The following is an 18,625-nucleotide window of genomic DNA, read 5'->3' on the forward strand; positions in this document are numbered from 1 at the left end:
ACCGATCGTGCCGAGATGTCCGTCGAGGCCACCTCGGACCGGGGAGCAGGAACGCCTCGAGGTCTCGGTGGCGATCCTCGAGCACGCCGACTGCCCGGTCGCGGTCGTGCCGCTCTCCTCCTGAGGCGTCCCGACCCGGCGTGCGCCGGTCGCAGCCTCAGCCGCCGGTCACGTCGCCGGTCCACCGCTCAGGTGCCCGGCCGCAGGGGCGCGAGCGGGACCGCCCACCGCAGGCAGGTGCCACCGCCGGGGGGCACCGACAGGGTGAGGGTGCCGCCGTGGCGGAGCGCGCGCTCGCGGAGGTTGGACAGCCCGCTCTCCACCACGTGCTCGGGCAGGCCCACGCCGTTGTCCACCACCTCGACGACCAGCCCGTCCTCGACGGACACCGACACCTCCAGCCGGTCGGCCCGGGCGTGGCGCACCAGGTTGGACAGCGCCTCGGTCAGCACCGCCACCACCTCGGCCGCCAGGTCCGGGGGCACCCGGGTGCGGATCGGGCCCGAGAGCAGCAGACGCGGGCGGGCGCCGAGGCTGTGCGCCGCCCGCTCGACCAGGCGGGTCACCACGGACTGCAGGTCGGCGGCCTCCTCGGCCGTCCCCAGCTCGAAGATCGTCCGCCGGATGTCCTTGATGGTGGCGTCGAGGTCGTCGACCGCCTGCTCCACCCGACGGGTCAGCGCCGGGGACTCCGAGAGCCGCGCCGCGCCCTGGAGGGACAGGCCCACGGCGAACAGGCGCTGGATGACCAGGTCGTGGAGGTCGCGACCGATCCGGTCGCGGTCCTTGAGGACGGCCAGCTGCTGGGCCTGCGCCCGGCTGCGGGCCAGCTGGATGCTCAGCGCGGCCTGCTCGGCGAAGCCGGCCGGCAGTGCGGGGTCGAGCTCGGCGGCGCGGCCGGCCTGGGCGTCGGTCCACCCCAGGCACAGCACCCCGGTCCACCCGGTCGCGGCGGACAGCGGCAGCAGCATCGCCGAGGTCAGGTCCGGCCACCCCGGCACCTGCCGGAGCGCGGTCTGCTGGCGCGGGTCGTCCTGGAGGCGCTCGCGCACCTGCGGCACGCCCGACTCGACGACCTCGCGCGCGACCGAACGGTCCAGCGGGAGCTCGGCCAGCCGCACCAGGTCGACCGTGCCCCCGGAGACGACGCGGAACTGCATCGACGCAGGATCCGGGCCGGACACGACCCACACCACCTCGGCGCCGGCCAGGTCGCGGGCGCGGTCGGCCACGAGCTGGAGGGCGTCCGCGTCGGTGGGCGCGGCCGCGATCAGCGTGGTGATCTCGGCCGTCGCCTCCATCCAGCGCTGGCCGCGCCGGGCCGCGGCGTACAGGGTGGCGTTCTCGACCGCGACGCCGGCCGCGGCGGCGAGCGCGATCACGATGCGCTCGTCCTGCTCGGTGAAGTCGCCGCCGCCCACCTTCTCGGTCAGGTAGAGGTTGCCGAAGACCTGGTCCCGCGTGCGCACGGGCACCCCGAGGAACGAGTGCATCGGCGGGTGGTGCGGCGGGAAGCCGTACGACGCGGGGTGCTCGCCGAGGTCGTGGAGCCGCAGCGGCTCGGGCCGCTCGAAGATCTGGCCGAGCAGCCCGTGACCGGCCGGCAGGTCGCCGATCGAGGCCGAGCGCTCGGGGTCGATCCCCCGGTGCACGAAGGAGCGCAACCGGCGCTCCGGCCCGGGACCGAGCACCCCGAGAGCGGCGTACCTCGCCCCGGCCAGCGTCCGGGCCGCGGCCACGATGCGCTGGAGCAGTCCGTCGAGCGAGAGGTCGGCCCCCATCGTGACGACGGCGTCGAGCAGGAGCTCCCAGCGCGCGACCTCGTCGAGCTGGTCACGGCCGTCCTCGGCGCGCTGGAGGGCCATGGACGCGCCCCCTTCCCGGGGCGGCCCCCGGTCTCCTCCGTCGGACGACCTCACCCTCCCACCGCAGGCCGCTCCGGGCCAAGGTCCGGGGACGCGGAAGTCGGCGGGACCCTCAGAGGGTGGGGTGGCGGGTCGCGAAGATCGCCGCCTGGGTCCGGCTGGCCAGCCCCAGCTTGGCGTAGAGGCTGGAGGTGTAGTTCTTGATCGTCTTCTCCGCCAGGAACATCTCCTCGGCGATCTGGCGGTTGGTCTTGCCCTCGCCGATCAGGCCCAGGATGCGGCGCTCCTGCGGGGTGAGGGCCTCCACCGCCGGGTCGGTCTCGGGGCCGCGCCGGAGCCGGTCGAGGACCTGGGCGGTCACGGCGGGGTCGAGCAGCGACTGCCCGGCGGCGACCCGACGCACCGTGTCGACGAGGTCGTGGCCGCGGACCTGCTTCAGGACGTAGCCCGAGGCGCCGGCCATGATGGCGGAGAACAGCGCCTCGTCGTCGTCGTACGACGTCAGGATCAGCGCCGCGATCCTGGGCTCGCGCGACCGGACCTCACGGCAGACCTCCACCCCCGAGCCGTCCGGCAGCCGGCCGTCGAGGATGGCCACGTCCACGCGCAGGGCGGGGATCCTGCGAGCCGCCTCGGCGGCGAGGCCGGACTCTCCCACGACCACGATGTCGCCCTCGCTCTCGAGCAGGTCGCGGATCCCGCGGCGCACGATCTCGTGGTCGTCGAGCAGGTAGACGCGGATCGGAGAGGGCGTGACGTCGTCCATGGGCCGACGATAGGCGGTCGGGGGCCCGGAGGGGACCTGTCGCTGGTCCCGGCGACGCGGGACCGCCGGCCCCCGGACGCACGAGGACCCCGTGCCGCCGGCACGGGGTCCCCACGGTCTCCCGGACGGGCCGGGCGCGACTCTCGATCAGCTCTTGAAGGCGTCCTTGACGTTCTCGCCGGCCTGCTTGACGTTGGACTTGCCCTGCTCGGCCTTGCCCTCCGCCTTGAGCTCGTCGTCGTTGGTCACGTTGCCGACGACCTCCTTGGCCTTGCCCTTGAGCTCCTCGGCCTTGTTCGAGGCCTTGTCTGCGATACCCATGGTGGTTCCTCTCGGTTGGGGATTGTCTACCAGTCTTGTGGACCCACCCAACTCCGTGGGTGATGTCCACGAGAACGCTCGGGAAAGAGCTCCCGACGTCGTCCTCAGCGCACCCGTGGAAGGCTGCGGGACAGGGAGGCGACCTTGAGCTGCACGCTGCAGCGCAGGTCGTCGCGCTCGAGCACCTGGGCCAGCTGCGCCGAGACCAGGTCGGCCTGGCGGGCCAGCAGGGCCAGGTCGGCCTCGGGCTCGATGGTGGCGGTGAGACGGGCGACCAGCTGGCCGCGGTCGCGGACCACGACACCACGGGCGCTGCGCACCCCGAGGGTGTCGGAGAAGGCGTCCGCCGCGGCGCCGGCGACCTTCGAGGCGTTCACGTCGAGGCGACCGCCCGAGCCGGAGCCGCGCAGGTGGAGCCGCGCGACGTTCTGGCGGTTGAGGTGCGCCGCGATCCAGCGCAGGCCCAGCAGGACCAGGAGCACGCCGACCACGGCGCTGGCCCAGGGCCACCAGGCCTGGCCCACCAGGTCGGTGGCCGAGCTGGTGCGCAGGGTGCCGGTGACCGGGCCGCGACCGCTCCAGGTCCAGAGCGCACCAGCGCCCAGGGCGATCAGCAGCAGGGCCACCAGCAGGGTGACGACACGGTCGATGGCGAAGGTGAGTCGGCTCATCATGAGAGGTCCTCGTTCCGGATGTAGACCTTGGTGCGCGGGGTGTTCTCCACGGCGTCGAGGCTGGCGGCCAGGCGCTGCTCGAGGTCCTTGGCGATCTCGACGTTGCGGTCCTTGCTCGCCACGGTCGTGGCGCGGACCTTCATCGAGCGCGACGTGGCGTCGACGTGCACGTCGGTGACGGCGTCGGCGCCCTCGACCGCGGACGAGGCGATCTTGGCCAGGTCCTTGGTGCGCAGGTGGACGCCGGTCTCGGCCTGCAGCGCCACCGAGCGCCGGGGACGGCGCAGCAGCCCCACGGGCAGCAGCAGGAGACCCACCACCACCGCGACGATGCCGACGGCGAGGACGAGCGGGTCGGTCCACTTCGTCCCGTCGACGGCCTTGACGACCGCCCCGGTCCAGGACGACCCCTGGATCGCGCCGGTGCGGACCAGCGCCTCCTGGACGCCGACCACGCCGAGCGCGATCAGCAGCAGGGCGAGCAGCTGGGCCACGAGGGGGGCGCTGCCGACCCCGACCGGGGCCTTGGCGGCCCTCAGCACGGGCGTCTCGGGCGACGCGGGGTGGGACCCGGTGTCGTTGGTCGTGGTGCTCATCGGTGGCTCCTCACTGCACTCGTCGGTGGGCGGTCTCGACGTGGACCACGTCGGCCACGGTGACGTCGACCGCGGTCACGGTCACCCCGGTCAGCGTGGCCACGCGCTCGGAGACGTGCTCGCGGACCTGGGTGGCCAGCCGGCTCAGGGGCGTCGGCCAGGTGGCCGCGACCTCCACCTTGATCCGCGAGGTGCCGCCGGCCACGACGGCCTCGGCGTGCGGCAGGCCGCCCCGCACCGCGCGCAGCAGTCCGCTGCGGGTGTCGGTGGCGCCCTCGACCTCACCGGTGGCGATGGAGGCGATCCGCTCGACCACCTTGTCCGCGATCGAGGTGCGACCACGGTCCTCGGGAGCGGGGAGCCCGCCTCCCGGGGTCGCGGCGCCCTCGTCGACCTCAGCCACGGTCGCGCCGCACGATCTGGGACAGGTCGAGCTCCCCGTCGAAGTGGCCGCCGATCACGTAGCCGGCCGCGCCGAGGACCAGCGCGATCAGGAAGCCGACGAAGCCGCCGGCGGCGGCGGCGATGGCCAGCAGGAGGCCGGCGATGAGTCCGATGGTGGAGGTGGTCATGGTGACTCCTGGGGCTGTGGGGTGGGCGGGGTTCGTTCGGGTGTGGTGCGGGTGATCTGCGGGTCAGAGGTCGAGGTAGCGGCGGTGTCCCGGCCAGCCCGGAGGCAGCCGGGCCCGGGCGCCGCGGGCGGAGCGACGTACGGCTCCCCGGGCGCGGCGCAGGCCACGGGCGACCGGCTGCCAGGGACCCGGTGGGTCCAGGGCGACCTGGGCCGCGGCCCCGACCTCGCGGTCGGCGTAGCGCTGGTCGACCCGGGCCAGCTCGTCCTGCATGCGGGCCGGGTCGCCCCCGCGGTCGGGGTGGTGGGCCAGGAGGACGGCGCGCCGGTCGGCCCGCCACTGCTGACGCAGCGACGGCTCGACCGGCCCTCCCCAGCCCACGGCCCTAGACCTGCTCGGCAGCCGGTGCGACGTCCTCGACGACGACCGACACCTCGGTGTCGACCAGGGGGGCGACCGCGGCCCGGACGGCCTCGGCGACCTCCAGGAGCGGACGACCCATGGCGACGGTGACGTGCACCTCGGCCCCCTCGGGCCGCAGCCGCACACCGCGCACCTGTCGTCCGACGAGGTAGGTGCCCACCTCGCCGAACGAGCCGGCGTGCAGCCCCGTGACCCCCGGCACGGCCAGGGCCGCCTGGGCGACCCGATCGGCCGGTGTGTCCGGGCGGTCCGGGGAATCCGCGGTGCCGGGCTGGTCGGTGGTCACTTGACCCGCGGCTCGCTGTCCGTGGACTCGTCGTTGCGGTCGTCGCTCTCGACGTGGACGTCCTGGACCTCCACGTTGACCTCGGTCACCTCGAGGCCGGTCATGCGCTCGATCGAGGCGATCACGTTGCGGCGGATGCCGCTGGCCAGGTCGGCGATGGACACGCCGTACTCCGCCACGAGGGTCACGTCGACGGCGGCCTGGCGCTCGCCGACCTCGACCGACACGCCCTGGGAGTGGTTGCTGCTGCTGCCGGGGATGCGCTCGCGCAGGGCGCCGACCGCACGGGAGGCGCCGCCGCCGAGTGCGTAGACACCGGAGACCTCGCGGGCCGCGATGCCGGCGATCTTGGACACGACGGTGTCGGCGATGGTGGTGCGACCGTCGTTGCCGACCAGCTGGTTGCCGGTGGTGGCCTTCTCTACGGACTTCTCGGTCATGTGATGACTCCTTCGTCGTCAGTGCGGATTCGGTCGAACACACGTAGGACGTGCCCAGTCGTGCGATCCTCACGCCGGTGTGCCCCGGATCACATTTGCGACGGGCCCTAGGGTCGGGCCTGTGACCGAGGAGCGCAGCGACCCGGGCGACCCGGGCGGGGCCTCCCGGGCCAGCGAGGCCGCCCTGGCACGCCGTGCGGGGCTCGGCGACCGGGCTGCGTACGAGGAGCTGTTCGCCCGGCTGTTCCCGGGGTCGTTCCGGTTCGCGCTGCGGATGCTCGACGGGGACGAGGCGCTGGCCGAGGACGCCGTGCAGGAGGCGTGGGTCAAGGCCTGGCGCAAGCTGCCGGACTTCCGGGCCACCTCGAAGTTCTCCACCTGGCTGTTCACCATCGTGACCCGCGAGGCCCTCGACGTACGCCGCCGCACGCGACCGCTCGCGGTCGACAACGACCTCCTCGAGCCGCTGACCCACCGGTCGACGCTCCAGCGCGGCCCGTCTGCGGACACCGACCCGCACCAGGCCCTGATGGCCCGCGAGCTGTGGGAGAACTTGACCCTCGCGCTGTCCGAACTACCGTGGCGCCAACGCGCCAGCTGGCTGCTCCGGGAGCTCGAGGACTTCTCCTACGACGACATCGCGCGGGTCCTCGACACGACGCCCACCGTGGTGCGCGGCCAGCTGCACCGGGCCCGGCGCACCCTCGCGATCAGGATGGAGCAGTGGCGATGACCGCAGCACCGGGGCCCGCCGACGAGCCGGTCCCAGCCGACACCCCCGACTCCCCCGACTCCGCCGACTCCCCCGAATTGGGCCTGCCGGCGGGCCTGGAGGCCTCCCTGGCCGCGGCCACCGCCCAGCTCCGCGCCCGCCCGGTCCCCCGCTCGGTCGAGATCGCCGACGAGGTCCTCCGGCGCAGCCTGGAGACCCCCCGCCCCGCCGTGCTGGTGCACGGCCGCGGCCGCTTCGACTTCGTCAAGATGAGCTCGACGGTCATCACCGCGGTGCTCCAGCAGCGGCTCGACGGGGGACTGTCCGGGGCCGCGGTCAGCCGGGTCCTGCTCGACGTCGACCGCGACGAGCACCTCCGGGCGGCCACGATCGAGCTGTTCGTCCGGTTCGGCACCGACATCCTGAGCCAGGCCGACCTGGCGCGCGAGCTCGCGCGGTCGACGCTGGAGGAGCTGCTCGGCCCCGAGCCGGGGACCGCGCCCACGACCGAGGTGGTGGTGGGCCACGTCCACGTCAGCGACGTGACGCGCGGCGACCCCCGGCTCGTGGACCCGGACGAGGAGTGACCCGGGCGGTCGTGGTCGGCAGCGGGCCCAACGGGCTCGCGGCCGCCCTCACCCTGGCCGACCAGGGTCTCGAGGTCACCGTGCTCGAGGCCGCGGACACCCTGGGGGGCGGCACCCGCAGCCGCGAGCTGACCCTGCCGGGCCTGGTGCACGACGAGTGCTCGGGCTTCCACCCGCTCGCGGTCGACAACGCCTTCACGCGCCGCTTCGACCTCGCCGCCCAGGGGCTGCGCTGGCGCTGGGCCGAGGTGGAGTACTCCCACCCGCTCGACGACGGTCGCGGGGCCGCGGCCTGGCGCTCGGTCGAGCGCACGGCGGCGGCGCTGGGTCCCGACGAGCGGGCCTGGCTCCAGGTGTTCGGCTCGGTCAGCCGGCACTTCGACCGGGTGGCCGAGGACTTCCTGCGCCCGGTCGTCCACGTCCCGACCCACCCGGTCGCGCTGGCCACCTTCGGCGCCCGTGCGGTCGCGCCCGCGACGCTGCTGGCGCGTCGCTTCGCCACCCCCGAGGCCCGGGCGCTCTTCGCCGGGGCCGCGGCCCACGCGATGCGCCCCCTCACGGCCCCGCTCACCTCCGCCATCGGCCTGGCGCTCGGCGCCTCGGCCCACCGCTACGGCTGGCCCGTGGCCGAGGGCGGGTCGGCGTCGATCAGCCGGGCCGTCGTGGGCCTGCTGACCCAGCTCGGCGGGCGGGTCGAGACCGGCGTCGAGGTCACCTCGCTGGACCAGGTCGGGGACGCCGACGTCGTCCTGCTCGACCTGGCCCCGGCCGCCGCGGCCCGGGTGATCGGCGACCGGCTGCCGGCCCGGGTGCGACGCTCCTACGAGCGCTACCGCCACGGGCCCGGCGCCTTCAAGCTCGACCTCGCCGTCGAGGGCGGCGTCCCGTGGCGCCACGCTGAGTCGCGAGCGGCCGGGACCGTCCACGTCGGCGGCACCCTGGCGGAGGTCGCCCACACCGAGCGCGAGGTCGACCGTGGCCGGATGCCCGAGCGGCCCTTCGTGCTGGTGGGCCAGCAGCACCTGGCCGACCCGGGTCGCTCCCGCGACGGCGTGCACCCGGTCTACGCCTACGCCCACGTGCCCGCCGGGTGGGACGGCGACCCGGCGGTGGCCCGCGAGGCCCTGCTGGGGCAGCTCGAGCGGTTCGCCCCCGGGGTGCGCGAGCGGGTCGTCGCCGAGCACGTCACGACGCCGCGCGACTGGGAGCGCCTGGACGCCAACTTCGTGGGGGGCGACGTGATCACCGGCGCCAACACCGTGGGCCAGCTGCTGCTGCGTCCGCGGCCGGCCCTGGACCCCTACGCCACGGGCGTCGACGGGGTCTACCTGTGCTCGGCCGCGACGCCGCCCGGCGCCGGGGCGCACGGGATGTGCGGCTGGAACGCCGCCCGGTCGGCGCTGCGGCGGCTCTAGCCCTGCTGACCCGCGTCGGTGGGGCCCCAGGGCGCGGTGGGGGCCAGGAGGGCGGCCACGACGGCGTCGAGGTCGAGGTGCTCGGACTCCTGCCCCGAGGGGACCAGGCGCTGCGTCGCGACCAGGAAGCGCATCAGCGAGCGCGCCTCGGCCTGGAGCATCACCCAGCCCTCGGGCGAGCCGAGCTCGATCACGACCACGGCACCGCCGCGGTTGCCCACCGACGGCCAGACGTGCACGTCCCCGTCGCCGCTGGGCTGGTCCAGCCCGTCGTCGAGCAGGTCCCGGCCCAGGTCCCACACGACCGGCCCGCCGGCGGCCCAGAACGTCGCGCGGACGGCGTACGGGTCGCGGGCGTCGTAGTGCAGCTCGGCTGGGACCATCTCCACCGACCCCAGCTCGTCGACCAGCTCCAGCCGCAGCTGGTGCGTGAGGGAGTGGGGAGTGGTGGCGTCGACGCGGTCCGAGCGAGTCATGCGGTGTTCCTGGCCTTCCGTGCCGTGGGTGACCCGGGGTCCGGATCGGGCCCGCGAGGATGTCTCCATCCTCGCCACCGCAACACGGGTCGCGGCAGGGACCGACGTGGCATCTGTGCGTAGTACCCAGACACCGGACCAGGGCCCGGAATGCCAGCAAAACGCGACGAACCGCGCACTCGGCCGGCCCCGCTAGGCTGAGCCGATGTCCACCTTCGAGCTCACGTCGGAGAACTTCGAGTCCTCCGTCGCCGACAACGACATCCTGCTGGTCGACTTCTGGGCCGGCTGGTGCGGGCCGTGCCGCCAGTTCGCCCCCACCTACGAGGCCGCCGCGCAGGCCCACCCCGACATCGCGTTCGGGTCGGTCGACACCGAGGCCGAGCACGAGCTCTCCGCCGCGGCCCAGGTGTCCTCGATCCCGACCCTGATGGCCTTCCGCGAGGGCGTGCTGGTGTTCTCCCAACCCGGCGCCCTGCCCCCGGCCGCGCTGGAGCAGCTGATCACCGCGGTGCGCGAGCTCGACATGGACGACGTGCACCGGCAGGTCGCGGGAGGCGCACCCGGTGGACGCGGCTGACTGGGACCGGCGCTACGCCGGCACCGACCTGGTCTGGTCGGCCTCGCCCAACGTCTTCGTCGAGCAGGAGGTCGCCGACCTGACCCCGGGCACCGCCCTGGACCTGGCCTGCGGCGAGGGACGCAACGCGCGCTGGCTGGCCGGTCGGGGGTGGCGGGTCACCGCGGTCGACTGGTCGGCCGTCGGCGTCGACAAGGGGCGCCGGCTGAGCCCGGAGGTGCACTGGCAGGTCGGCGACGTGCTGACCTGCCCACTGCCGAACGCCCTCGACCTGGTCGTCGTCGCCTACTTCCAGGTGCCCGCCCCCGAGCGCCGCACGGCGCTGCGGCGCTGCGCCGCCGCGCTGGCCCCCGGCGGGCGCCTGCTCGTGGTCGCCCACGACTCGACGAACCTGACCGAGGGCACGGGCGGCCCCCAGGACCCGGCGCTGCTCTACACCGCCCAGGACGTGCTCGACGACGTCGCGGACGTGCCCGGGGTGGACTGGGAGGTCCTCCGGGCCGAGCGTGTCGAGCGCCCGGTGCCCGCGGCCGACGGCCACGGCGCCGCCGGCACCGCCCTGGACGCGCTGGTGCACGCCCGCCGCGGGGACTGAGGGCGCCCCGGCGGCCTCAGGTCCGCTGGACCTCGAAGAAGTCCGCGAGGGCGGGCACCCGGCGGAGCACGAAGCGGTCCAGGAGCAGCACCGCCACCAGGCTCACCCCGAACACCGGCAGCAGCACCCCCAGCACCACCACGGCCGCCCCCAGGCCCGGAGAGGCGCGCAGCGGCATCCGTCCGCGGGGCGCCCCCGTCCGTGCGCCGGAGGGCCGTCGGCGCCACCAGGTGAGCGGGCCGGTGACGCACAGGGCGATCACGCCGAGGCAGAAGCCCGCGGCCAGGACCGTGCTCGCCGTGCCCAGGCTGCGGCCCTCGTGCAGGCCGATGCCCTGGGCCACCACCTTGGCCAGCACCGGGTAGTCCTCGAAGCCGTACGCCGACCGCACCGCGCCGCCGAAGCGGTCGACGTGGACGGTGCGCTCGTCCGAGGGCGCGTCGAAGGCGTAGCCGATCACCGAGAAGGTGCCCCGCTCCCCCGCCGGCAGCGCCACCGTCATCGGGTGCCGCAGCCCCTCGCGCCAGGCCACGGCGAGCGCGGTGTCGACGTCCACCACCGGCGTGCCCTCCTCGGCGGCCGCCCCCGCAGGCACCGGGGTGCGCTGGAGCCCCCACGGGACCGCTGCGTGGCTGTGCGGGAGCGACTCGTCCAGCGTCGAGGACGGCGAGGAGACCGCTCCCGGGTCCGTGCTCCACATCGAGGAGCCGCCGGCGGTGGCCACCCGCTGGACGGCGCCGCCGAAGACGCCGGTCCAGGGCAGCCCGGTGACCAGCATCGCCACCAGGCCGACGCCGACCACGCCCCCGAGCACCGCGTGGCCCGAGCGCAGCCGCGCCCCGGGGCGACCGGCCCGCCGGACCCGCCGCCGGGCGGCGCGACCGCGCTCCAGCAGGACGTAGCCGGTGACGGCCGAGACCAGCGCCCAGCAGGCGCCCAGCTCCATCACCAGGTCCCCGGTGCGGCCCGACATCAGGTCGGCGTGCAGCCGGATCGCGGTGCCGCTGAGCGTGGCGTCGGGGTCGAGGTCGCCGAGCACCTCGGAGGTCCAGGGGTCGACGAACACGTCGCGGCCCTCGCCGTCGGACCGGGTCACCGAGAAGACCGTGCTGCGGTCGGGCGCCGACGGCTCGGTCAGCGACACGACCTCGGCGCCGGGCAGCGCCCGCTCGACGGCGCGCTGCTGGGCGGCGTACGGCTGGGTGAGGGTGGAGCCGGCGGGCTGCTGGACCCGCATCAGGTCGGCGTGCAGCAGTGGTTCGAGCTGGAAGCGGAACAGGTAGACCAGGCCGGTGCCGGCGAGGACGAGCAGCACCGGCACCACCACGACGCCGGCGTAGAAGTGCCAGCGCCAGAACGCGCGGAAGAGGCCGCCCCGGGAGCGGGCGCGGGACGCGGCGGGCGGACGCGGCGGGCTGGCGGTGGGCAGGGTCGGGACAGGGGTGGGCATGCGGGAACTCCGGAGGGTGCGCAGGTGGGTGGAGCAGGGTCAGGCGACGGCGGCTGCCGTCGGCGGACCCCTCCTGCTCACGTCGCCGGCCGGGAGGTGCGGCACCGGCACCCAGGGGGCCCGGAGGTGGTCCCCGAGCCGGGCCCGCGGAGCCGTGCCCTCCCGCGGGCGCACGACGAGCAGCGCCCGCCGCAGCACCTCCAGCGTCCCCAGCGCCCGGTCGAGCGCGTGCGACCAGGCCCGACCGGCCAGACCGAGGACGACCCACAGGGCGCGCTCGCCCCGGGCCAGCCACCAGCCGCACACGGTGGCGGCGAGGACGTGGGCGGCGAGCATGCCCGGGTGGTCCAGCGGGCTCCCCGCCATCCCCGGCATCCCCGCCATCCCGGGCATCCCGTGCTCCTCGTGGGCGTGCCCGGCCGTCAGCGACAGCGCCAGGTGCACGCCCTGCTGGCCCAGCACGAGCAGCGCGCAGGTCCGGACGGCGGAGGCCGGGCGCCGGAGCAGGGGCGCGGCCAAGGCCGCTCCGCCCAGCAGCAGCGCGAGCACGGTCAGCGGGCCCGGGAGCAACCCGCCGGCCTCGACGTGCGCGAGTGCGCCGGTCGTCCAGGCCACCGCCGACAGCACGAGCGCGCGGGCGGCGAGGAGGCCGCCCACGGCCCGCTGGTCAGCCACCCCCGCGACCATCCTCGGGTCAGGTGGACCGGGGCTCGGGACCCGTGGAGCCGGCGCCCTCGGCGTCGCGCTCGGCCTGGGTGGGGATCCGCGGGGTCTTCGAGGGGCGATCGGGGCTGGGCGCGAAGACGTCACCGCGCTCGGCGTTGGCGCGCACCGTGCGCAGGTGCCGGCTCAGGCTGATGCCCAGCAGGGCGACCGCCACACCGAGGGCGATGAACACCGCGAAGGCGACCCAGCCGGCCTTGACGTCGTCGGGCGCCGGCACGGGGTCCTTCGCAGGGAGGACGAGGAGCGGCAGCAGCACGGCGTACATGCCTCCAGTGTCTCAGGTGCCCGGTCGGGGCCCCCCATCCAGGTCAGTCCAGGTCGGGGAGGTCGCGGATGCCCGCGAACAGGTCGTCCTCGGGCAGGGTCGTCTCGACGTGGGAGGTCACCAGCTCGAACTCCTCGGTCGGCCACACCCGGCGCTGGAGGTCCAGCGGCGCCTTGAAGAAGAACCCGTCGGGGTCGATCTGGGTGGCGTGGGCGATCAGGGCCCGGTCGCGGACCTCGAAGTAGTCCCCGCACGGGACCTGGGTGGTGATCCGGGCGTCGTGCTCGGGGTCGACCTTCCACTCCTTCAGCCGCTCCGCGAACGGCGACTCGAGCCCCTCGGCCTCCATCGCCTCGTGGATCGCGACGAAGCGCGGCCGGTTGAAGCCGTGCTGGTAGTACAGCTTCAGCGGCTGCCAGGGCTCCCCGGCGCCGGGGAACCGCTCGGGGTCCGCGGCCGCCTCGAAGGCCACCATGGAGATCCGGTGGCACATGATGTGGTCGGGGTGGGGGTAGCCGCCGTTCTCGTCGTACGTCGTGACGACGTGCGGCCGGAACTCCCGGATCAGCCGGACCAGCGGCTCGGCGGCCACCTCGGGGTCGACCAGGCCGAAGCAGCCCTCCGGCAGCGGCGGCTTGGGGTCGCCCTCGGGCCACCCGGAGTCCACGAAGCCGAGCCAGTCCTGGCGCACGCCGAGGATCTCGCGGGCCGCGTCCATCTCCTGGCGGCGGATCTCGGTGATGTTCTCCAGCACCTCGGGGCGCTCCATCTTGGGGTTGAGGATCGACCCCCGCTCACCCCCGGTGCAGGTGACCACGTGGACGTCGACGCCCTCCCGGACGTACTTCACCGTGGAGGCCGCACCCTTGCTCGACTCGTCGTCGGGGTGGGCGTGCACGTGCATCAACCGGAGCATGCCGCCCATCCTAGGAGTGGGCCCGGGTGGCAGGATCGGTGAGGTGAGCGACCTGATGTCGGAGCGCTACGGCGCGCCCAGCCGCACCCGCAGGCGCACGACCCTGGTCGTGTCGGGCCTGGTGGGTGCGGTGGCCCTCGCCTGGGTCGTGTGGGCCGCCTGGTTCCAGAGCAACCCGGAGGTCCAGTCGGCCCTGGTCTCCTTCGACGTGGTCGACCAGCACTCGGTCACCGCGCGGGTCAGCGTCGAGCCCACCTCGCGCTCGGTGTCGGCCAGCTGCAAGCTGCGGGCGTACGCCGAGGACCACTCCGTGGTCGGCGAGCGCAACTTCCGGGTGCGCGACGCCTCGGGCACGGTGCGGCTGACCGTGCCGTTCCGCACCGAGCGCGGGGCCACCTCGGTCGAGATGATCGGGTGCACCGCCCCGGGACAGTCGCGTCCGCGCTGACCGCGTTGGTAGCCTCGACCACTTGCCCGAACGACCTCACCACCGATCCAGGAGCTGCACATGACCGAGTCGACCCAGAGCACGTCGACCCAGAGCACCGTCTGGCTCACCAAGGCCAAGCACGAGCAGCTCACCGCCGAGCTGGAGGAGCTGCGCGGGCCGCGGCGCGCCGAGATCGTCAAGCGCGTCAGCGACGCCCGCGACGAGGGTGACCTGAAGGAGAACGCCGGCTACCACGCCGCCCGCGACGAGCTGGGCAAGCTCGACGGCCGGATCCAGCAGCTCACCGACATGCTCGAGCGTGCCGAGGTCGGCGAGACCCCGGCCGACGACGGCGTCGTGGAGCCCGGCATGAAGGTGACCGTCAACCTGGTCGGCCTCGACCTGGAGGAGACCTTCCTCTTCGGCGCCCGCGAGATGGCCGGCGACGACATCAAGGTCTACTCCCCGCAGTCGCCCCTGGGCCAGGCCATCCACGGCGCCAAGCGGGGCGACACCGTCTCCTACACCCTGCCCAACGGCAAGGAGATCAAGGCCGAGATCACCGAGGCCGTGCCGTACGCCGGCTGAGCCTCAGTCCACGATCCGGTAGCCGTGCTCGCGCAGCCGCGCGAGCACGGCCTCGGCGTGGTCGGCCCCGCGGGTCTCGAGCTGGAGCCGCACCTCGACCTCGCCGACGTGCAGCCGCGTCGAGGTGCGCTCGTGGGCGACCTCGAGCACGTTGACGCTCGCCTCGGCCAGGCCCACGAGCAGCTGCGCGAGGCCGCCGGGACGGTCGGGGATGACGCAGCCGAAGTTGAGGTAGCGCCCACCCGAGGACAGGCCGTGGCGGATCAGGTTGCCCAGCAGCAGCGGGTCGACGTTGCCGCCCGAGAGCACGGCCACGATCGGCGTCTCCCAGCGCTGCGGCTCGTCCATCACCGCGGCCACGGCAGCCGCCCCCGACGGCTCGACCACCATCTTGGCGCGCTCCAGGAGCAGCACCAGCGCCCGTGACATCGAGTCCTCCGAGACCGTGACGACCTCGTCGACGTGCTGCTGGATCGCGGCGAAGGGCACGTCGCCGGGCTTGGCGACCGCGATCCCGTCGGCCATGGTCGCCATCGTCTCCAGGGCGACCGGCGCACCGGTGCGCAGCGACTCGGGGTAGGCGGCCGCCTGCTCGGCCTGCACGCCCACCACCCGCACGTCGGGGCGCAGCGCCTTGATCGCGAGCGCCATCCCGGCGAGCAGCCCGCCGCCACCGGTGGGGACCAGCACGGTCCGGACCTGGGGTGCCTGCTCGAGGACCTCGAGCCCGGCGGTGCCCTGCCCCGCGACGATGTGGGGGTGGTCGAAGGGGTGGATGAAGACCGCCCCGGTCTCCTCGGCGAACTCCTGGGCCGCGACCAGCGCCTGGGTCAGGAACTCCCCGTGGAAGCGCACGTCGGCGCCGTAGCCGCGGGTGGCGTTGGCCTTGGGGATCGCGGCGCCGACGGGCATGAAGACCGTCGCCCTGATCCCCAGCACCTGCGCGGCCAGCGCCACCCCCTGGGCGTGGTTGCCGGCCGAGGCGGCCACCACGCCGCGGGCGCGCTCCTCGGCGGACAGGGCGTGCAGGCGGGTGTAGGCCCCGCGGATCTTGAACGACCCGGTGCGCTGGAGGTTCTCGCACTTGAGCAGCACCTCGCCGCCGACCAGGGCCTGCAGCCAGCGGGACTCCTCCATGGCGGTGACCAGGGCGACCTCGCCGACGACGTCGACGGCGGCCCGGACGTCGTCCAGCCCGACGCTGGCCACGGGGTGCTCGCTCACGACTCCTCCTCCACGACGTCGTCCGCCGACCGGTGGACCGGTTCGGGGGTCTCACCTACCGCGGTGTCGGCCGCGAGGTGCTGCACCACCGCGTTCAGCGACGCCGCCAGCGGCACCGCGATCAGGGCCCCGGAGACGCCGGCCACGAGCACGCCGAGCGCGATCGCCACGATCACGCCGAGCGGGTGCACCGAGACGAAGCGGCCCATCAGGAAGGGCTGGAGCACGTGGGCCTCGAGCTGCTGCACCGCGACGATCACGCCGAACATGATCAGCGCGGTGACCGGCCCCTGGGTGACCAGCGCGACCAGGACCGCGACCGTGCCGGAGATGAAGGCCCCGATCAGCGGGATGAACGCCCCGAGGAACACCAGGACGCCGATCGCGCTCACGAAGGGCACCCCCAGCACCGCCGCGCCGATCATCACGCCCATCGCGTCGGTGGCGGCCACCACGACGGTGGCGCGCACGAACTGGGTCAGCGAGCGCCAGGCCACCCGCCCCGAGGAGTCGGCCCTGACCCGGCCCGCGCGCGGGAAGAGCCGCACCAGCCAGGCCCAGATCAGGGGCCCGTCGGCGAGGAAGAAGTAGGTCGCGAACAGCACGATGAACGCCCCGGCCACGATGTGGCCCAGGGCCGCGCCCAGCTCGGTGGCGGCCGTCACCGCGTCGGCGCTGCTCTGCTGGATCTTCTCCTGGGCCTGGGCGAGCGCCGAGGTGATCTGGGAGTCGGTCACGTGCAGGGGTCCGTCCATCAGCCACGTGCGGATCTGGCCGAGCCCGCTGGTGACCTGGGTGGACAGGTCGCTGACGCCGTTGGAGACCTGGTTGCTGACGAAGGTGATCAGCAGCGCGATGAACCCGATGCCGAGCAGGACCACCACCAGGGCGGCCACCTTGCGCGAGAGCCCGAGCCGCTGGAGCCGGCTGACCACCGGGGTGACCAGGGCCGCGATCAGCAGCGCGATCACCAGCGGGAGTACGACGACCAGGAAGTAGTTCAGGACGTAGAGGATCACCGCGAGGGTCCCGGCCATGACCAGGAAGCGCCACGACCAGGCGGCGGCGAGGTCCACGCCGTACGGCACGCGGGCGGGCTTGAGGTTGGAGGGACCGCCCGCGATCTCGGGGGAGGAGTCCATCGCCCGGCGGGCGGCCCGGAGCTCGGCCCACTGCGCACCGATCCGCTCGCGCAGCTCGCGGGACTCCGCGTCCTGGAGGGCGTCGTCCGCCTCGTCCGGCCGACCGACGGGCCCGGGACGGGGCGTCGAGCGACGCCGCCACCGGCCTAGGCGCGCGCGGCTTCCGCTGTCGGGGGCGGCGTCGTCGGCCGGGGTGGTGGAGGGCACGCGGACAGGCTACGGGCCAGCGCGGCCGACGCGGCCGGCCGACTCTCCGCCAGCAGCCCGACGGCGGCCAGGACGTAGTCGCGGTCGACCACGACCCGCGGGTCCTCGGGGAGCTGCCAGCCCTCCGGCGAGGCCCCGGTCAGACCGTCCAGGACCCGGCCGACGGTGCGGTCGGGGGCGTGTCGCAGCACCCCGCCGGACCCGACCAGCAGGCCCACGCGGCGCAGGTCCTGGCCGCTGCGCTCGACGACCCGGCCGTCGGGACCGACCACGACCCGCGAGCGGCCGACGTGGCGGCGCAGGGCCAGGGTGGCGGCGACGCGCGCGAGCGCCGCGTCCTCGTCCTCCTCCGCGGGGGTCGTGGGCACCACCTCCGGAGAGGCCGTACGCCGCTCCGCCGCCGCGCCGAGGGCCAGGTCCACCGGGTCTAGCGGGTCCACCAGGCCCGCCTCGCGCCCGGCCGCGAGGGTCGACGTCGCGCTCCAGCGCATGCCCAGGTCGCCCTCGACGGTGCGGGTGACCGGCGTGCTGGCCACCACCTCGCGGCCCAGGCCGGCGTCCTCGGGGTCGAGCCGGACCACGGAGTGCACGTCGGTGGTGGCGCCGCCGACGTCGACGACCACCACGTCGACACCGACCTCGCGGGCCAGCACCTCGACCCCGGTCAGCACCAGGTCGGGCGTGGGCCCCTGGACCATCGCGGCGAAGTCGGCCCGGGCGCTCAGGTGCTTGCCCCCGATCACGTGGGCCAGGAACATCTCGCGCACCGCCCGACGGGCGCCGCCGGGGGCGAGCACGCCGATGCGCGGCACCACGTTGTCGGTGACCGTGACGGGGAGGTCGCCCAGCGCCGCGCGGACCTCGGGCCGGGCCTCGGCGTTGCCGGCCACCACCACGGGGCCGCGCCAGCCGCTCGCGGCCAGGCGACGGGCCCCGCCGAGGACGCCCTCGGTGTCGCCGCCGTCGGTGCCGCCGGTGAGCAGGACCACGTCGGGGGCCGCCCCGCCCGGGGCGGCCAGGTCGGCGAACTCCTCGTCGCCGCTGGCCCGGCTCAGGACCGCGACCACCTTGCCGCCGCTGGACAGGGCCACCCGGCGGCCGGCCTCGGCCGTCACGAGCGCCTCGCTACCCACCACCGCGATCCGCAGGCCGCCGCCGGCCGAGGAGCACGCCAGCACCGGGGCGTCGGAGGCGCCCGGGTGGGCGCCGGTGAGGGCGTCACGGCACGCGTCGATCCCGTCCAGGACGTCGGTGCCCACGGTGGTGCGGTGCTCCGCGGTGCCGAGCAGCTCCCCGGTCAGGTCCTCGACCAGCGCCGCCTTGGTGAAGGTGGAGCCGACGTCGACGCACAGCACCAGCGCCACGAGGG

General features: G+C 74.8%; 25 protein-coding genes. 7 read left to right on the forward strand and 18 right to left on the reverse strand.

The features are described from left to right. Window positions 1-188: 188 nt before the first annotated feature. The 10 genes from ACYVDA_RS08770 to ACYVDA_RS08815 all read right to left on the reverse strand — a co-directional run bounded on the left by ACYVDA_RS08770 (window position 189) and on the right by ACYVDA_RS08815 (window position 5,943). Window positions 189-1,865 carry a sensor histidine kinase gene (locus ACYVDA_RS08770; protein ID WP_460817308.1) on the reverse strand — a complete coding sequence of 559 codons (1,677 nt, stop codon included), beginning with the start codon at window positions 1,863-1,865 and terminating at the stop codon, window positions 189-191. A 112-nt stretch (window positions 1,866-1,977) separates the two neighbouring features. Then, window positions 1,978-2,631 (reverse strand): response regulator, encoded by a 654-nt coding sequence (locus tag ACYVDA_RS08775; RefSeq protein WP_460817312.1) that lies wholly within the window; start codon window positions 2,629-2,631, stop codon window positions 1,978-1,980. 147 nt (window positions 2,632-2,778) lie between these two features. After that, complete coding sequence (locus tag ACYVDA_RS08780) at window positions 2,779-2,952, reverse strand: CsbD family protein (RefSeq protein WP_460817315.1); 174 nt, start codon at window positions 2,950-2,952, stop codon at window positions 2,779-2,781. 104 nt (window positions 2,953-3,056) lie between these two features. Further along, window positions 3,057-3,623: a hypothetical protein gene (locus ACYVDA_RS08785; RefSeq protein ID WP_460817318.1), complete on the reverse strand. Its 567-nt coding sequence runs from the start codon at window positions 3,621-3,623 to the stop codon at window positions 3,057-3,059. After that, entirely contained in the window at window positions 3,623-4,222 is a 600-nt protein-coding gene (locus ACYVDA_RS08790; protein ID WP_460817321.1) for a hypothetical protein, read from the reverse strand. The genes ACYVDA_RS08785 and ACYVDA_RS08790 overlap by 1 nt, the downstream gene beginning before the upstream one ends. Window positions 4,223-4,232: 10 nt before the next feature. Then, window positions 4,233-4,625 (reverse strand): Asp23/Gls24 family envelope stress response protein, encoded by a 393-nt coding sequence (locus tag ACYVDA_RS08795; protein ID WP_460817324.1) that lies wholly within the window; start codon window positions 4,623-4,625, stop codon window positions 4,233-4,235. Next, window positions 4,618-4,794 (reverse strand): DUF2273 domain-containing protein, encoded by a 177-nt coding sequence (locus ACYVDA_RS08800; RefSeq protein WP_460817326.1) that lies wholly within the window; start codon window positions 4,792-4,794, stop codon window positions 4,618-4,620. Before ACYVDA_RS08800 ends, ACYVDA_RS08795 begins: the two co-directional genes overlap by 8 nt. Window positions 4,795-4,857: 63 nt before the next feature. Continuing rightward, window positions 4,858-5,175, reverse strand: coding sequence for a hypothetical protein (locus ACYVDA_RS08805; protein ID WP_460817328.1), 318 nt, complete (start codon window positions 5,173-5,175; stop codon window positions 4,858-4,860). Window positions 5,176-5,179: 4 nt separating this feature from the next. After that, a complete protein-coding gene (locus tag ACYVDA_RS08810; RefSeq protein WP_460817331.1) occupies window positions 5,180-5,503 on the reverse strand; it encodes a hypothetical protein in 324 nt (107 codons plus the stop codon). Then, window positions 5,500-5,943 (reverse strand): Asp23/Gls24 family envelope stress response protein, encoded by a 444-nt coding sequence (locus ACYVDA_RS08815; protein ID WP_460817333.1) that lies wholly within the window; start codon window positions 5,941-5,943, stop codon window positions 5,500-5,502. Before ACYVDA_RS08815 ends, ACYVDA_RS08810 begins: the two co-directional genes overlap by 4 nt. Window positions 5,944-6,064: 121 nt before the next feature. On the opposite strand from ACYVDA_RS08815, the gene ACYVDA_RS08820 reads away from it, so the two are divergent. The 3 genes from ACYVDA_RS08820 to ACYVDA_RS08830 are packed head-to-tail and all read left to right on the forward strand — an operon-like array spanning window position 6,065 to window position 8,657. Continuing rightward, a complete protein-coding gene (locus ACYVDA_RS08820; protein WP_460817337.1) occupies window positions 6,065-6,676 on the forward strand; it encodes an RNA polymerase sigma factor in 612 nt (203 codons plus the stop codon). Further along, window positions 6,673-7,242: a hypothetical protein gene (locus ACYVDA_RS08825; RefSeq protein ID WP_460817339.1), complete on the forward strand. Its 570-nt coding sequence runs from the start codon at window positions 6,673-6,675 to the stop codon at window positions 7,240-7,242. Before ACYVDA_RS08820 ends, ACYVDA_RS08825 begins: the two co-directional genes overlap by 4 nt. Further along, on the forward strand, window positions 7,239-8,657 hold the full coding sequence (locus tag ACYVDA_RS08830; protein ID WP_460817341.1) for a phytoene desaturase family protein: 1,419 nt from the start codon (window positions 7,239-7,241) through the stop codon (window positions 8,655-8,657). Before ACYVDA_RS08825 ends, ACYVDA_RS08830 begins: the two co-directional genes overlap by 4 nt. On the opposite strand, the gene ACYVDA_RS08835 is transcribed toward ACYVDA_RS08830, so the two are convergent. Continuing rightward, window positions 8,654-9,133 (reverse strand): SsgA family sporulation/cell division regulator, encoded by a 480-nt coding sequence (locus ACYVDA_RS08835; RefSeq protein ID WP_460817343.1) that lies wholly within the window; start codon window positions 9,131-9,133, stop codon window positions 8,654-8,656. The genes ACYVDA_RS08830 and ACYVDA_RS08835 overlap by 4 nt on opposite strands. Window positions 9,134-9,338: 205 nt before the next feature. Between ACYVDA_RS08835 and ACYVDA_RS08840 the strand changes: the two genes are divergently transcribed. Together ACYVDA_RS08840 and ACYVDA_RS08845 are read left to right on the forward strand one after the other, a co-directional pair. Next, window positions 9,339-9,713 (forward strand): thioredoxin family protein, encoded by a 375-nt coding sequence (locus tag ACYVDA_RS08840; RefSeq protein WP_460817345.1) that lies wholly within the window; start codon window positions 9,339-9,341, stop codon window positions 9,711-9,713. Further along, window positions 9,700-10,308, forward strand: coding sequence for a methyltransferase domain-containing protein (locus ACYVDA_RS08845; protein WP_460817347.1), 609 nt, complete (start codon window positions 9,700-9,702; stop codon window positions 10,306-10,308). Before ACYVDA_RS08840 ends, ACYVDA_RS08845 begins: the two co-directional genes overlap by 14 nt. A gap of 16 nt (window positions 10,309-10,324) precedes the next feature. Here ACYVDA_RS08845 and ACYVDA_RS08850 read toward each other — a convergent pair whose 3' ends face one another. The 4 genes from ACYVDA_RS08850 to mca are packed head-to-tail and all read right to left on the reverse strand — an operon-like array spanning window position 10,325 to window position 13,674. Continuing rightward, window positions 10,325-11,758 carry a PepSY-associated TM helix domain-containing protein gene (locus ACYVDA_RS08850; RefSeq protein ID WP_460817349.1) on the reverse strand — a complete coding sequence of 478 codons (1,434 nt, stop codon included), beginning with the start codon at window positions 11,756-11,758 and terminating at the stop codon, window positions 10,325-10,327. Between the two features lie 39 nt (window positions 11,759-11,797). Beyond that, window positions 11,798-12,433, reverse strand: a complete 636-nt coding sequence (locus ACYVDA_RS08855) for a hypothetical protein (protein WP_460817351.1) — start codon at window positions 12,431-12,433, stop codon at window positions 11,798-11,800. A gap of 19 nt (window positions 12,434-12,452) precedes the next feature. After that, a complete protein-coding gene (locus ACYVDA_RS08860; RefSeq protein ID WP_460817352.1) occupies window positions 12,453-12,749 on the reverse strand; it encodes a hypothetical protein in 297 nt (98 codons plus the stop codon). Between the two features lie 43 nt (window positions 12,750-12,792). After that, window positions 12,793-13,674, reverse strand: coding sequence for a mycothiol conjugate amidase Mca (gene mca, locus ACYVDA_RS08865; RefSeq protein WP_460817354.1), 882 nt, complete (start codon window positions 13,672-13,674; stop codon window positions 12,793-12,795). 34 nt (window positions 13,675-13,708) lie between these two features. On the opposite strand from mca, the gene ACYVDA_RS08870 reads away from it, so the two are divergent. Continuing rightward, window positions 13,709-14,113, forward strand: a complete 405-nt coding sequence (locus ACYVDA_RS08870) for a DUF4307 domain-containing protein (protein ID WP_460817356.1) — start codon at window positions 13,709-13,711, stop codon at window positions 14,111-14,113. A gap of 60 nt (window positions 14,114-14,173) precedes the next feature. After that, entirely contained in the window at window positions 14,174-14,683 is a 510-nt protein-coding gene (gene greA, locus ACYVDA_RS08875; RefSeq protein WP_460817359.1) for a transcription elongation factor GreA, read from the forward strand. 3 nt (window positions 14,684-14,686) lie between these two features. On the opposite strand, the gene ilvA is transcribed toward greA, so the two are convergent. Genes ilvA through ACYVDA_RS08890 form a run of 3 tightly spaced genes read right to left on the reverse strand, consistent with a single transcriptional unit; the run spans window position 14,687 to window position 18,620 of the window. Next, window positions 14,687-15,907 carry a threonine ammonia-lyase gene (gene ilvA / locus ACYVDA_RS08880; protein WP_460817361.1) on the reverse strand — a complete coding sequence of 407 codons (1,221 nt, stop codon included), beginning with the start codon at window positions 15,905-15,907 and terminating at the stop codon, window positions 14,687-14,689. Then, window positions 15,904-17,256 (reverse strand): AI-2E family transporter, encoded by a 1,353-nt coding sequence (locus ACYVDA_RS08885; protein ID WP_460817363.1) that lies wholly within the window; start codon window positions 17,254-17,256, stop codon window positions 15,904-15,906. The genes ilvA and ACYVDA_RS08885 overlap by 4 nt, the downstream gene beginning before the upstream one ends. Continuing rightward, complete coding sequence (locus ACYVDA_RS08890; protein WP_460817366.1) at window positions 17,196-18,620, reverse strand: glutamate mutase L; 1,425 nt, start codon at window positions 18,618-18,620, stop codon at window positions 17,196-17,198. Before ACYVDA_RS08890 ends, ACYVDA_RS08885 begins: the two co-directional genes overlap by 61 nt. Window positions 18,621-18,625: the final 5 nt, after the last annotated feature.

Source organism: Nocardioides korecus, assembly GCF_054778395.1.